Raw genomic sequence first — 12,904 nt, forward strand, 5'->3', positions numbered from 1 at the left:
AGACGAAGAGTCACACCCACTGCTGCCAGCTATCAGCTCACCACCGCTGAACCGACCCCGCCATGCTCACAGTCAGTGGACGCCGCGCAGCCACCGTCGCTGCCACGGCGTCTCCACCGCACGCGGATGGTAGTGCGCGCGCACCCAGGCGACCGCCCGCCCGGGGTCCAGCCCGTCCAGCACCGCCAGGGCGGCGAGCGCGGTGCCGGTGCGGCCCACGCCGCCGTGGCAGGCGACCTCGACCCGTTGACCGGCGTACGCGCGTCGCCGCGCCTCGCGCAGCGCGTCCAGGGCGTCGGCGCGGTCCAGCGGGAGCCAGAAGTCGGGCCAGCGGATCCGCCGGGCCGGCCAGCCCGGCTCGGGCCCGCGCGCCAGCAGCAGGGCGAAGTCGGCGGGCGAGGCCGGGGCGGCGACCCGCCGGCCCCGCACGGTGGCTCCGCCGGGCAGGGTGAGGAGACCGGCGGGATCCGTCCACGGTGGCGTCGGGTGCACCGGCTCATTGTGCGGCGTACCCCCGACACGCGGGTGCCCGCCGGAGCTTCTCCGGCGGGCACTCACGATCGGCCCGGGGTCTCCCCCGGCGCGCCTCGGGTCAGCCGAGGCGACGGCGACGCCAGGCCAGGGATGCCAGCAGCAGCACCGCGCCGGCACCGGCCAGGCCACCGCCGAGCTTCAGCGGCGTGCCGATGCTGTCACCCGTGACGGGCAGGTGCCCGCCGTGGTGTGGCGGACGCGGCGGGTGGGTCGGCCGCACCGGGAGCACCGTGGCGGTGGCGCTGGCGGTCCGGCCGGACGTCAACCCGGTCGCGGTGAAGGTGTAGCGACCCGGCCGGGTCGGGCGGTACGTGATGCAGCAGACGCCGTTCGCGTCGGCCGTGGCGGTGAACGTGGTGGGCGCCGGCTGCGGCGTGGGATGGCTCGTCGGCGTGGGACGGCCCGCCGTGTACGCGACCGTCGTCATCGCCACCGTGCTGCCGTCGCTGCGCCGCGCGGTTCCCTCGGCCGGGGCGGCGAGGGGCAGGTCGGTGATGGTGACGTCGAACCGCACCTGCTCGTTCGGCAGGAAGCCCCGGGCGCAGACCGTGAAGGTCTGGCCGAGCGTGATGGTCGACGGCGTCACGGTCACGGACGGTTGTGTGGGCGGGTAGACCGGTGGCTGCGGCTGCGCCGCCCCGGCCGCGGTCGGCGCGGCCACGACGGCCAGGCCCACCGATAGCGCCATGATGATGCGGGATAGCCGCATGATGGTTTCCCTCCTACTGTTCACATCTGGGTGCGGTGGTTATCTGGGTGGTCCACGGGGTGACGGTGGGAGTGAGCACCAGATCGGCGGTGCCCGTGCCGTTCTGGCCGGTGAGCAGCGTGACGTCGAGCGTCCGGGTCTGCCCGGGGCCGACCTCCACGGTCGCCACCGCCACCTGACGGCGGCGGTCGAGCCCACCGCCCATCGCGGTGGCCCGGCCGTCCAGCCGGCCGGCGAGGACCGCGCCGCCGCTGGGCGTGTGTACCGAGACGAGCGTGCGAGCGGTGTACTTGTCGCCGGACAGGGCCATGCCCGTGACCGACTCCGTCAGACCCGACCGCGGGGCGGTGGAGTGCACCGTGACCCGCAGCCGCAGTTCGCGGCGTCCGTCCGGCTGGCAGGCGCCGACCGTCAGGGTGGCCGAGAACCTGAGGTAGTAGCCGAGCTTCGCGCCGCTGCCGTCGTTGAGGAACACGCCGACCGTCGGCACGGTGTCCCGCTCCGGGAGCTGCCCGGCCAGCCGGGTCCCGGCCACCGCGCGTTGCTCGTCGGAACGGACACTCCAGAACAATATCCGACGTTCCTGTATTGAGCGGCTAATAACGGTTAAAAGCGCTCGTGGGTCGACCGTCCTGGTGAACAGCGCGTCGAACACCCCCGACGCGGCCCGCGCGTAGAACGCGTCCTGCGCCTTCACGTCCAGGTCCCGGTACGAGTCACTGAGCAGCGTCCGCACGGCGGTGCCGCCGGCCAGCGCCGGACCGTCCGGCACGGTCACCGGGCCGATGACGTTGAGCAGGTACGACAGCATCACCGGGTCGACCGCCAGCACACCGTCCACCGTGATGCCGGTGCGCCGGCGCACCATCTCGCGGTAGAGCGCGGCGGCGGTCGGGAAGTTCGGGCTCAGATTGACGTCCGCGGGATACATCCCCGGCAGGTCGGACCAGAGCCGGCGCATCTCCGGGTCCACCTTGAGCGGTGGATCGAAGTACTGCAGATCCGTCGCGTTGCCCTGCCCCGCCAGTCGGATCCGGCCGGAGTCCGCGCGCAGCACGGCGTACGCGCCGAACATGCCGCCGGTGGCCCGCAATTCGGCCGGGTTCTGCGAGACGAGCAGGTAGCTGCGCGGGCCGTCCGCGCCGAGCAGCGGCGGCAACAGGCGGACGCCGCGGTCGGCGGCGGAGGTGAGCCCGCCCAACCGGTCCAACTCCTCCCGCAGCGCGGTGACCGCGTCACGTACCTGGGCCACCAGGCCGCGGGTCGGCACCGCCCGTAGCCGGTCCGCTGTCCGGCGGACCGCCTGGTCGGCGGCTGACACCTCGGCCGCGACCGCGCGCAGCCGGCCCACGTCGAGCCGGCCCTGCTTCGGCACCAGCGAGGCGAGGTCGACCCGGAGCAGGGTGGGGAAGGCGAGCCGGGCCAGGTCGTCCACCGCCACCGAGATCTGCCGCACCGCCGTCAGGTTGTCCCCGGCGTACGGGATGCCCTGGCCGAGCCACCAGACCGGGTCGCCGGTCGCTCCGCGCGCGGCGCCGGCCTGCTCCTGGAGAGCGGCCAGGGTCCGCTGGGCCCGGGCCACGTCACCGTCGAGCACCTGGGCGCTGAGGTCCTTGGCCAGGCCGGCGGCGTTCACCAGGTGGGCCCGGGCCTGCCAGCCCCGGAACGTGACCCAACCGCCGGCGGCGGCCAGCACCGAGACGACGACCAGCCCGACCAGCAGGACACGACGGACGCGGGCCCGGCGGCGTCGCCGTGAGTGTCGGCGTCGGCGGTGCGACGCCGCGTGTTCCGTCACGTCACTCTCCTCGGGGTCGACCGGCCTGCGATCACCATTCGGTGCTCGTGTCGGATAGGAGTATGTATTGGATGAACTATACTTCTAGTCGCTTTTCATGTTTTTCATCCGAACCGTGGCCACGTCGCGCAGCAGCGCCTCGATCCGGTCGACGCCGGCCCGCAGCGACATCTGCCGCAGGTAGGCGTCCCGCCCCCGGCGGCCCATGTCGGCCCGGGCGGCCGGGGGAATCGCCGCGGCCAGCCAGAACCGGTCGGCCAGGGCCGCCCAGTCCTCGGGCGGGCAGGACAGCCCGGCTCGGGCCCGCTCCACCAGCTCCGCGGTGTCCCCGCCGGCCGAGGCGACCACCGGCGCGGCGCAGGAGAGCGCGGCCGGCAAGGTGCCGGGCACGGTGCCGCGCAGCTCCGGCCGGTCGCGCAGCATGACGAGCTGGTAGTCGGCGGCCGCGTAGAGCTGGGGCATGTCCGCCGGCGAGCGCCGCTCGACGAACCGGACGTTGTCCGCCCGGAGTTCGGCGGCGAGGTCCCGCACCCGCCGCTCCTCCGCGCCCGAGCCGACCAGGACCAGGTCCATCCGGTCCCCCAGCGCCGCCGCCGCCCGGACCGCGGTCTCCAGACCCTGCCGTACGCCGATCGTGCCGGCGTGCATCACCACGCAGCGGTCGTCCCGGCGGATCAGCCGACGTGCGGCGGGACCGGGCCGCGCCGGGCGGAACAGTCGCTCGTCGGTCCAGTTGAGCACCGTACGCACCCGGTCCGGTTCGGCCCCGCCGGCGAGCACCAGCTCGCGCATGGACGGTGCGCTGACCGCGATCGCGTCCGCCTCCCGGTACAGCCGGCGCAGGCCGGCGTCCAGCCGCCCCGACCAACCACGTGCCGCCCCCGACCGGGCCGGCTCCTCCTCCGCCCAGACGTCCTGCACGTGCAGCACCGTCGGCACCCCGCCCAGCATCCGCAGCAGGCCGGCCGCGGCGAAGGTCACCGCGGGGAGCTGGAGGACGTACAGCGCGTCGAGGTCCCGCAGGTAACGCCGGCCGGCGAGCGTCGCGCTGCCGGCGAAGGAGAGCCAGCCGGCCGCCCGCGCGCGGGCGGAGCCCGCCCCACCGGCGTACCGGGGCACCCGGCGGACGGTCAGCCGCTCGCTGCGCGTCCGGTGCCCCCACCGTTGCCGCCAGCCCGGATAGAGCTGGCCGCCCGGGTGGTCCGGGAACCCGGTGAGCACGCGTACCTCGTGGCCCCGGGCGGCCAGCTCCTCGGCCAGGCTGCCCGGGATGAACGCCGGTTCCGGCGGGAAGTGGTACGACAGGATGCCGATCCTCATGGCCGCGCTCCCGGCGCGGCCTGCCGGACCCCGGTCCACCGTGGCGCGTACGATGCCGGCATCCCCTCGCCGTCCGGCCGCGACCGCCGGCAGCCCACCGTCGCGGCGCCGCCCCGCGCGACCGCGCCGACCAGAGGGGTCCAGATGCCCGACGGGGTGCTCTTCGTCTGCCACGCGAACATGTGCCGGTCACCGATGGCCGAGTTCATCGCCCGCCGGTTGCTGGCCGGGCTCCCGGTGACGGTGGCCAGCGCCGGCACCGACGCGATCGACGGGGCGGGCATGCACCCGTACGCCGTCGAGGTGGCCGCCGGGGACGGCGCGGACGTGACCGCCTTCCGCACCCGCCGGCTGCGCCCGGAGCACCTCACCTCGGCGGCGCTGGTGCTGACCGCGACCCGGCGGCAGCGCTCGGCCTGCGCGGCGCTGGCCCCGGCCGCGTTGGGCCGGATGTTCACGCTGCACCAGTTCGCCCGCCTGGCCGCCGCGGCCCGGCCGGACGGCGCGCCCGGGACCACCCCGCTGCGGGCGGCCGTGGTGGCGGCCGTCCGTGCCCGGGGGCGGCTGCAACCCGCCCCCGACGGCACGGACGACCTGCGGGACCCGATCGGCGGCTCCCCGGCCGACTTCCGCCGGTGCGCCGAGGACATCGAGCGGTCGATCCGGCCCCTGCGCGCGCTCATCGCGACAGCCGGGTGAGTTCCTGAGTACGGTCACCCACGACGGTCTGCGCACCCCGCTGGGTCGCCCCGACCCGGCCGGTGGGCACGGTCGGCGCGGCCGGCGGCACGACCACCTTGTACGTCTCGTACTGGTAGGCGTCCGCCTTGCCGACCTTGGCCATGTTGAGCACGCAGCCGAGCAGGCGCACCGACACCGAGCTGAGCGCCCGCGCCGCGGCGGCCACCTGGCCGCGCGAGGTCCGCCCCTGCTGGGTGACCAGGAGCGCGCCGTCGGCCTGCACGGCCACCACCACGCCGTCGGTGACCGCCAGCAGCGGCGCGGTGTCGATGATCACGATGTCCGCCGACTCGCGCAGCGCCACCAGCAGGTCCGCCATCGCCTTGGAGCCGAGCAGCTCACTCGGGTTCGGCGGGGTGGCGCCGCTGGGCAGGACCAGCAGCGACTTCTCACCCCACCGCTGCACCACGTCACCGACCTGCACGTCGCCGACGAGCACGTCGGTCAGCCCGACCCCGCCGTCGAGACCGAGGTAGTCGGCGGCCTTGGGACGGCGCAGGTCGGCGTCGATGAGCAGCACCCGCCAGCCCGCCTCGGCCAGCGCGATAGCGACGTTGCAGGCCATGGTGGTCTTCCCCTCGCCCTGCAGGGCGCTGGTGACCGCGATGACCCGGGCCGGCTCGTGCACGTCCACGAAGCGCAGGTTGGTGCGCAGCTTGCGGACCGCCTCGGCGCGGACCGAGGTGGCCGCGTCACCGACGATCAGCGGGGCGGCCTTCGCGCCGGCCTCGAACGGGATCTCGCCCAGCAGCGGGCTGCCGGTCACCCGCTGCAACGCCACGGCGTCGCGCATCCGTACGTCGGCCATGCCGCGCAGCACGGCCAGCGCGGCGCCGGCCAGCAAACCGAGCAGCCCGCCCAGGACCAGGTTGCGCGCCGGTCGCGGCGAGACCGGGCTGGAGGTGACCCGTGGGCCGCTCACCACCTCGATCTTGATCGGTGGCGCCTTGCCGTCCGCCGGGGTCTCCACCTTCCGCACCAGCTCGGTGAACTCGGCCGCCAGGGTCTCGGTGAGCTTCAGCGCCCGGGTCTGGTTGGTGTCGGTGACCGAGGCCTTGAGCAGCACCTTGTCGGGCAGCACGTCCGTGGAGATCTTGCCGCGCACCTGGTCGGCGGTGAGTCCGAGCGGCGCGTCGGCGACCACGCTCTGCGCCAGCCGGTCGCTGGTGAGCAGGTCAGCGTAGGACTTCACCCGCTGTTGCAGGAACAGGCTGCCCTGGTAGGCGTCCATCACGCCCGGACTGGCGGTGGTGACGAAGAACGTCACCGAGGCCTGGTACCGAGGCACGGAGCGGACCGTCACCAGGGCGGCCACGCCCAGCGTGAGCATGACCGTGACCAGCACGATCCACCAGTGGCGTCGGACCAGGCGCAGGTAGCCGAGGATGCTCATCCCGCTCCTCCTCGCGACACGCCGACCTGCCGATGAAGTTGCACAAAAGCCCCCTAAAAGCCCCAGTAGCCGTGCCAGGATCGAATCGCCTATTCACCCCGTTAGGTGACCAGACGAATGTAAACGACCGGAAAGCACGGACGACGTAAATCCGCTCATTCCGGATGAACACGTAGAGGGCAACCATGGATCGTGAAGCCACCGCCGCAGACGAGGCGCTGCGGACACGCAGTCACACCACCCACCGCGCCGCCACTCTCTCCCTGTTAACGCTGGACACGGCCGCGTGGTGCGGAGGATTTCTCGGCGCCGCCTGGACCCGCTACGAGTTCGACCTGACCGCCGCCGCGACCGGCCGCGTGCTCACCGTCGCGCTCGCCTGCGCCGCGCTCTACGCGCTGCTCACGCTGCTGCGCTCCCGGCTCTACGGCCGCTATCCGATCGGCAGCGCCGGGGACGCCCGCGGGCTGGCCGGAACCGCGGCGATCGCCGCCGCGGTCACGCTCGCCGGCGTGCTGCCCTGGACCGAACGGCCGGTACCCGCGACCACCCCGCTGGTCGGCGGCACCGTCGCGTTGGTGCTGATGGCGGCCGGCCGCGGACTGTGGCGGTTGCACGCCGACCGGCACCGTCCGGCGGCGCGACACGCCGAGCGGTGCCTGGTCTACGGCGTGGACGCGGCCAGCGAACGGCTGGTCCGCGTGCTGCTGCGCGACCCGGACAGCAGCTACCGTCCGGTGGGTCTGCTCGACGACGCCCCGGAGAGCCGCGGGCTCCGGCTGGAAGGGCTGCGCGTGCTCGGCGGGCGGGAACAGGTCAGCGCCGTGGTCCGGGCCACCCAGGCGCGTACCGTCATCTTCTCGATGACCGGCGGCGACCCGCGGCTGCTGCGCGACGTGCGCACCCGCACGCTGGAGGCCGGGGCCACGTTCAAGGTCCTGCCCCCGGTCCGCGAGGTGCTCGACCGCCCGGTCCACGCCACCGACGTCCGCGACCTCCAGCTCACCGACCTGCTCGGCCGCGCCCACCGGGTGGCCGAGCTGGCCGTCGAGCGCGGCGGGCTGGCCGGCCGGCGGGTGCTGGTCACCGGCGCCGGCGGCTCGATCGGCTCGGAGCTGTGCCGGCAGATCGCCCGCTGCGAGCCGGACGAGCTGATGATGCTCGACCGGGACGAGTCGGCGCTGCACGCGCTCCAGATGTCCCTGCACGGCCGGGCGCTGCTGGACGGCCCCGAACTGATCCTGGCCGACATCCGGGACGCCGACGGCATCGCCCGGGTGATCGCCGACCGGCAGCCCGACGTGGTGTTCCACGCGGCGGCGCTGAAGCACCTGACGCTGCTCCAACGGCACCCCGGCGAGGCGATCAAGACCAACATCTGGGGCACCCTGAACGTGCTGGAGGCGTGCCGGGACGTCGCCGAGTTCGTCAACATCTCCACCGACAAGGCGGCCAACCCGACGAGTGTCCTCGGCTACTCGAAGCGGATCACCGAACGGCTCACCGCCCACCGGGCCGCGCAGCTCGGCGGCACCTACCTCAGCGTCCGGTTCGGCAACGTGCTCAGCAGCCGGGGCTCGGTGCTGACCGCGTTCCAGGCGCAGATCCGGGCCGGTGTGCCGATCACCGTCACGCACCCGGACGTGACCCGCTACTTCATGACCGTCCAGGAGGCCGTGCACCTGGTGCTCCAGGCCGCGACCATCGGCCGCGGCGGCGAGGCGCTGGTGCTCGACATGGGCGAGCCGGTCCGGATCGCGGACGTGGCGCGGCGGCTGTCCGCCGAGGCGGACCACCCGGTGGACATCGTCTACACCGGGCTCCGGCCGGGCGAGAAACTGCACGAGCACCTCTTCGGCGCGGACGAGGCGGACAGCCGGCCGTTGCACCCGTTGATCTCCCACGTGCCGGTGCCCCCGCTGGACCCGGACGAGGTGCGCGCGCTGGACCCGTACGCCGACCCGGACGAGCTGGTGAAACGAATGGCGGCGTTCTGCCAGACGATCGGCGCGGTGCTGCCGGCGCTGCCCGGCCAGCGCTGACCGCCGCCGGCGGCGGGTGCGGCGGCACCCACCGCGGCTGCGCTCGCCGCCGGTCCGGCGGACCGGTAGGGTTGGCGGCGGTGTGCCGGGAAGCCTGGTCGGCGATGGATCCACCGACCCCTGCTCCCGGACGGACACCGTATGCCCCATCACACCCCGCCCTCCCGCCTGCTGGCTCGGCGTTCCTGGCCGGAGGCCCGCTTCCTGGCGGACGTGCTGCGCACCGAGACGGTCGGCGGCGGCCTGCTGCTGCTCGGCGCGGTCCTCGCCCTGGTCTGGGCGAACTCGCCGTGGCGCGCCGCCTACGCCGCGCTGGGCGACTGGGTGCCCTGGCCGGGCGGCACGGCGCTGCACCTCGACCTCGGGCTCGCCACCTGGGCCGCCGACGGGCTGCTGGCGATCTTCTTCTTCGTGGTCGGCCTGGAACTCAAGCGTGAGTTCGTCGCCGGGGACCTGCGGGACCCCCGGCGGGCCGCGTTGCCGGTGGTCGCCGCCGTCGGCGGCATGGCGGTGCCGGCGCTGATCTACCTGGCGGTGACCGCGAGCGCCGGCGGCGCGGGGCTGCGCGGCTGGGCGATCCCCACCGCCACCGACATCGCCTTCGCGCTCGCCGTGCTGGCCGTGATCGGCTCCCACCTGCCGCAGGGGCTGCGGGCCTTCCTGCTCACCCTCGCGGTGGTCGACGACCTGCTGGCCATCACCATCATCGCGGTGTTCTACACCGCCGACTTCCACCCGCTGCCGCTGCTCGGCGCGCTGCTGCCGATCGCCGTGTTCGGGCTGCTGGTGCAGCGGCGACGCACCTGGTGGTGGGCGCTGCTCCCGCTCGCGGTGACCGCCTGGGCGCTGGTGCACGCCTCCGGGGTGCACGCCACCGTGGCCGGCGTGCTGCTCGGCTTCACCGTGCCGGTGCTGACCGGGCGGGGCGGTGAGCCCGGGCTCGCCGAACGGCTGGAACACCGCTGGCGGCCGATCTCCGCCGGCCTCGCCGTGCCGGTCTTCGCGTTCTTCGCCGCCGGGGTCTCGCTCGTCGACGTGGACCTGGGCGCGGTCGTCCGGGACCCGGTCGTGCTCGGCGTGGCCGGCGGCCTGGTGCTGGGCAAGGTGATCGGCGTGTTCGGCTCCACGTTCCTGCTCGCCCGGTTCACCCGCGCCGAGCTGGACGAGGAGATCACCTGGGCGGACCTGGTCGGGCTGGCGTTGCTGGCCGGCATCGGCTTCACCGTGTCCCTGCTCATCGGGGAGCTGGCGTTCGGCCCGGGCAGCCCCGAGGACGAGCGGGTCAAGGCCGCGGTGCTGGCCGGTTCGCTGATCTCCGCCGGCCTGGCCGCCGGGGTGCTGCTGCGGCGCAACCGGGTCCACCGCCGGATCAGCGAACGGGAGAGCCGGGACGACGACGGCGACGGCATCCCGGACGTCTACCAGGAACGGCCGGCCTGAGCCGGAACGCGCCGGCCGCCGCCCCCGGACGGGGCGACGGCCGGCGCGGGACGGGGATCAGCGGTGGCGCTCGGCGCGACGGTCGGCGCCGTCCTCGGTCTCCTCCAGCGCGTCGGCGAACGGTTCGGTGAGGTCGTCACCCGGCACCGCGACCCGCTCGGCGCGGTCCTGCTCGTCCGCGCGACCACCGGGAGGCGGTTCCGGCGCCGTGGCGCCCCCGGCGAAGCCGTACTCGTTGGGCTCATCGTGCCTGCTCATGCGCGAACCTCCCGGTCGTCCGAATCCTGGCGGCGGTGCCGTGACACCACCGCCAGGACACTTACCCACCGCGCCGGTTCCTGATCATCCGAGCGCCGCTCAGGTCAGCTCCCGGACCGCCTCGAAGACGAGCCAGAGACCGCAGATGGCGAACAGCACGGCCGCGCCGTACCGGATGGTCCGCTCCGGCAGGTGCCGGCCGAGCATCCGGCCCACCAGGATGGCCAGCGCGTCCGCCGCGACCATGCCGAGCGTGGAGCCGAGCCAGGTGCCGAACCAGCCGTACTTGGTGGCCAGCGTGATGGTCGCGAGCATCGTCTTGTCGCCCAGCTCGGCCAGGAAGAACGCCACGCCGACCGCGATGATCGCCGACTTGGTGCTGCGTTCGGCCTTCCGCTTCTCCTCCTCGGTGAGCTTGTCGCCGCGCAGCGTCCAGGCACCGAAGCCGAGGAACGCCAGACCGGCGATGAGTGAGATCCAGCCCGTGGGCAGCACGCTGTTGAGGCCGACGCCGATGGCCACCGAGGCCAGGTGGACGATCGCGGTGGCGATGGTGATGCCGATGAGCACCGGCAGCGGTCGGAAGCGCGTGGCGAACGTCAGCGCCATGAGCTGGGACTTGTCGCCCAGCTCGGCGACGAAGATGACGCCGAAGCTGACCACCAGCGCGACGAGGAAACCCTCCATGTGAACCTTCCCGATCAAGCCGGGAGGAGAGACAGGGACGCCCTCGACCCGGCTGCGACAGCCTGAGTCGAAGGTCTCGCCCGCCCCGGGGACCGGGGCCGCGTGGCCGGATGCGGAACGCACCAGTGTGTCGACCACGACATTGGGGGCTACTCCCCTTCGCGCCCACCAGCCTAGCCGATCACCGTCGGCCCCGGTCGTCGGGTGTGACCGGGGCCGCGCCGGCCGTCACTCGGCCCGGGCCAGGCTCACCCCGAACAACCCGTCCGGGTCGGTCCAGAACGCCTGCCGCGCGAACCCGGCGCGGTCCAGCTCGGCGGCGACGCCCGCCGGCCGGAACTTGGCCGAGACCTCGGTGCGCAGCTCCTCCCCGGCGGCGAACGTGACGTCGAGGTCCAGCACCCGCACCCGGGTCGGACGCTCGGCGCGCAGCCGCATCTCGATCCACTCCCGGTCCGGGTCCCAGACCGCCACGTGGCGGAACGCGGCGACGTCGAAGTCCGCGCCCAACTCCCGGTTGATCACCCGCAGCACGTTGCGGTTGAACTCGGCGGTCACGCCGGCGGCGTCGTCGTAGGCCGGGACGATCACACCCGGGTCCTTCACCAGATCGGTGCCGATCAGCAGCCAGTCCCCGACCTCCAGCGCCGCGCGCATGGCGGTGAGGAACCCGGCCCGCTCCCCCGGCAGCAGGTTGCCGATCGTGCCGCCGAGGAACGCCACCAGGCGTCGGCCGCCGGTGGGCAGCCGGTCCAGGTGCCGGGTGAAGTCGCCGACGATGCCCCGCACCCGCAGCCCCGGGTACGCGGCGGCGATCTGCTCGGTGGACCCGCGCAACGCGCTGACCGAGACGTCCAGCGGCACGAACGTGCCCAGGTCGCCGTGCCGGGTGAACGCGTCCAGCAGCAGCCGGGTCTTCTCCGACGAGCCGGAACCCAGCTCGATCAGCGTCTTCGCGCCGGTCAGCGCCGCGACGTCGGCCGCGTGCGCGGCCAGCACCGCACGCTCGGCCCGGGTCGGGTAGTACTCCGGCAGGCGGGTGATCTCCTCGAACAGCTCGCTGCCCCGGGCGTCGTAGAACCACTTCGGCGGCAGCCACTTCGGCGACGCGGTCAACCCGACCCGGACGTCCTCCCGCAGCGCCCGGTCGAGGTCCTGCTCCTCCAGGTGGATCTCCAGCGGCTCCGCGCCCATCAGGTGTCCTCTCTGCCATCGGTGGATGAGCCGGCCCCGGTCGGGGCCAGCTCGCGGATGTCCAGCCCGGCCGCGGTGGCCAGCACCAGCCGCCCGTCCGGCACCGCCTGCCAGCCGGGATCGTCGTCGAACGGTTCGGAGGCCAGCAGCACCGAACCCGGGCCGCGCCGCACCGACAGCGCGTGCCCGGCCACCGTCGCCGCGACCGTGACGCCGTCGGTGAGCAACAGGTTCAGCCGCGAGCCGGGCGCCGCGGCGGCCACCGCGGCGACGGTGTCGGCCACCGCGTCGCCGAGCGCCGCGCCGGCCCGCAGCCGATGCCGGACCAGCGCCCAGAGCACCGCCGAGTCGGTCGGCACGTCCAGCGTGAGCAGGTCCCGCACCGGCAGCCCGGCGGCGAGCGGGACGAGACTGTCCGGCCAGCCCCGGACCACGCCGTTGTGGCTGAACAGCCAGCGCCCCTCGGCGAACGGCGCGGCGGCGGTCTCGTGCAGCGGCATGCCGACCGTGGCCGAGCGGACGGCGGCCAGCACCGCCCCGGCGGACGTCACGGCCGCCAGCTCCGGCAGCGTCGTGTCACTCCACATCGGCTGGGCCCGCCGGTAGCGGACCGGGTCGGCGCCGTCCGGGTACCAGCCGACGCCGAAGCCGTCGGCGTTGATGGTGCCGCCGCCGCGCATGTCACGCGGCGCCCAGGACTGCCGCAGCAGCCCGTACGGCGGGTCGAACAGCAGGCTCCGCAGGGTGACCGGTGGGCCCAGGTACGCGAGGTGACGGCACATCCGGCC

The 12,904-nt window shown here is 74.2% G+C and carries 12 protein-coding genes; 3 read left to right on the plus strand and 9 right to left on the minus strand.

The features are described 5' to 3' along the window. Window positions 1-72 precede the first annotated feature (72 nt). From ACLQ2W_RS12310 to ACLQ2W_RS12325, 4 genes are all read right to left on the minus strand, one after another. Entirely contained in the window at window positions 73-492 is a 420-nt protein-coding gene (locus tag ACLQ2W_RS12310; protein WP_425786493.1) for a protein-tyrosine phosphatase family protein, read from the minus strand. Window positions 493-592: 100 nt separating this feature from the next. After that, window positions 593-1,243 (minus strand): hypothetical protein, encoded by a 651-nt coding sequence (locus ACLQ2W_RS12315; protein ID WP_425786494.1) that lies wholly within the window; start codon window positions 1,241-1,243, stop codon window positions 593-595. Window positions 1,244-1,256: 13 nt separating this feature from the next. Continuing rightward, window positions 1,257-3,041, minus strand: coding sequence for a DUF4012 domain-containing protein (locus ACLQ2W_RS12320; RefSeq protein ID WP_425786495.1), 1,785 nt, complete (start codon window positions 3,039-3,041; stop codon window positions 1,257-1,259). 84 nt (window positions 3,042-3,125) lie between these two features. Beyond that, entirely contained in the window at window positions 3,126-4,361 is a 1,236-nt protein-coding gene (locus ACLQ2W_RS12325) for a glycosyltransferase family 4 protein (RefSeq protein ID WP_425786496.1), read from the minus strand. 144 nt (window positions 4,362-4,505) lie between these two features. Between ACLQ2W_RS12325 and ACLQ2W_RS12330 the strand changes: the two genes are divergently transcribed. Then, window positions 4,506-5,060: a low molecular weight phosphatase family protein gene (locus ACLQ2W_RS12330; RefSeq protein ID WP_425786498.1), complete on the plus strand. Its 555-nt coding sequence runs from the start codon at window positions 4,506-4,508 to the stop codon at window positions 5,058-5,060. Here ACLQ2W_RS12330 and ACLQ2W_RS12335 read toward each other — a convergent pair. After that, a complete protein-coding gene (locus ACLQ2W_RS12335; RefSeq protein WP_425786499.1) occupies window positions 5,041-6,495 on the minus strand; it encodes a polysaccharide biosynthesis tyrosine autokinase in 1,455 nt (484 codons plus the stop codon). The two genes, ACLQ2W_RS12330 and ACLQ2W_RS12335, sit on opposite strands and share 20 nt — an antisense overlap. A 185-nt stretch (window positions 6,496-6,680) precedes the next feature. On the opposite strand from ACLQ2W_RS12335, the gene ACLQ2W_RS12340 reads away from it, so the two are divergent. Beyond that, window positions 6,681-8,537: a polysaccharide biosynthesis protein gene (locus ACLQ2W_RS12340; protein ID WP_425786500.1), complete on the plus strand. Its 1,857-nt coding sequence runs from the start codon at window positions 6,681-6,683 to the stop codon at window positions 8,535-8,537. A 141-nt stretch (window positions 8,538-8,678) separates the two neighbouring features. Continuing rightward, the gene (gene nhaA / locus ACLQ2W_RS12345) at window positions 8,679-9,977 is read left to right on the plus strand and encodes a Na+/H+ antiporter NhaA (protein ID WP_425786501.1); all 1,299 of its coding nucleotides are present in this window, start codon (window positions 8,679-8,681) and stop codon (window positions 9,975-9,977) included. Window positions 9,978-10,034: 57 nt separating this feature from the next. Here nhaA and ACLQ2W_RS12350 read toward each other — a convergent pair whose 3' ends face one another. The 4 genes from ACLQ2W_RS12350 to egtC form a co-directional block, all read right to left on the minus strand. Continuing rightward, window positions 10,035-10,235, minus strand: coding sequence for a hypothetical protein (locus tag ACLQ2W_RS12350; RefSeq protein ID WP_425786502.1), 201 nt, complete (start codon window positions 10,233-10,235; stop codon window positions 10,035-10,037). 99 nt (window positions 10,236-10,334) lie between these two features. Next, complete coding sequence (locus ACLQ2W_RS12355; RefSeq protein ID WP_107162705.1) at window positions 10,335-10,922, minus strand: TMEM165/GDT1 family protein; 588 nt, start codon at window positions 10,920-10,922, stop codon at window positions 10,335-10,337. Window positions 10,923-11,150: 228 nt separating this feature from the next. Next, window positions 11,151-12,116 carry an L-histidine N(alpha)-methyltransferase gene (gene egtD, locus ACLQ2W_RS12360; protein ID WP_425786503.1) on the minus strand — a complete coding sequence of 322 codons (966 nt, stop codon included), beginning with the start codon at window positions 12,114-12,116 and terminating at the stop codon, window positions 11,151-11,153. Then, complete coding sequence (gene egtC, locus ACLQ2W_RS12365) at window positions 12,116-12,898, minus strand: ergothioneine biosynthesis protein EgtC (protein WP_281941643.1); 783 nt, start codon at window positions 12,896-12,898, stop codon at window positions 12,116-12,118. The genes egtD and egtC overlap by 1 nt, the downstream gene beginning before the upstream one ends. Window positions 12,899-12,904: the final 6 nt, after the last annotated feature.

Origin of the sequence: Micromonospora sp. DT227 (assembly GCF_049841835.1) — a bacterium.
GTDB lineage: Bacteria > Actinomycetota > Actinomycetes > Mycobacteriales > Micromonosporaceae > Micromonospora.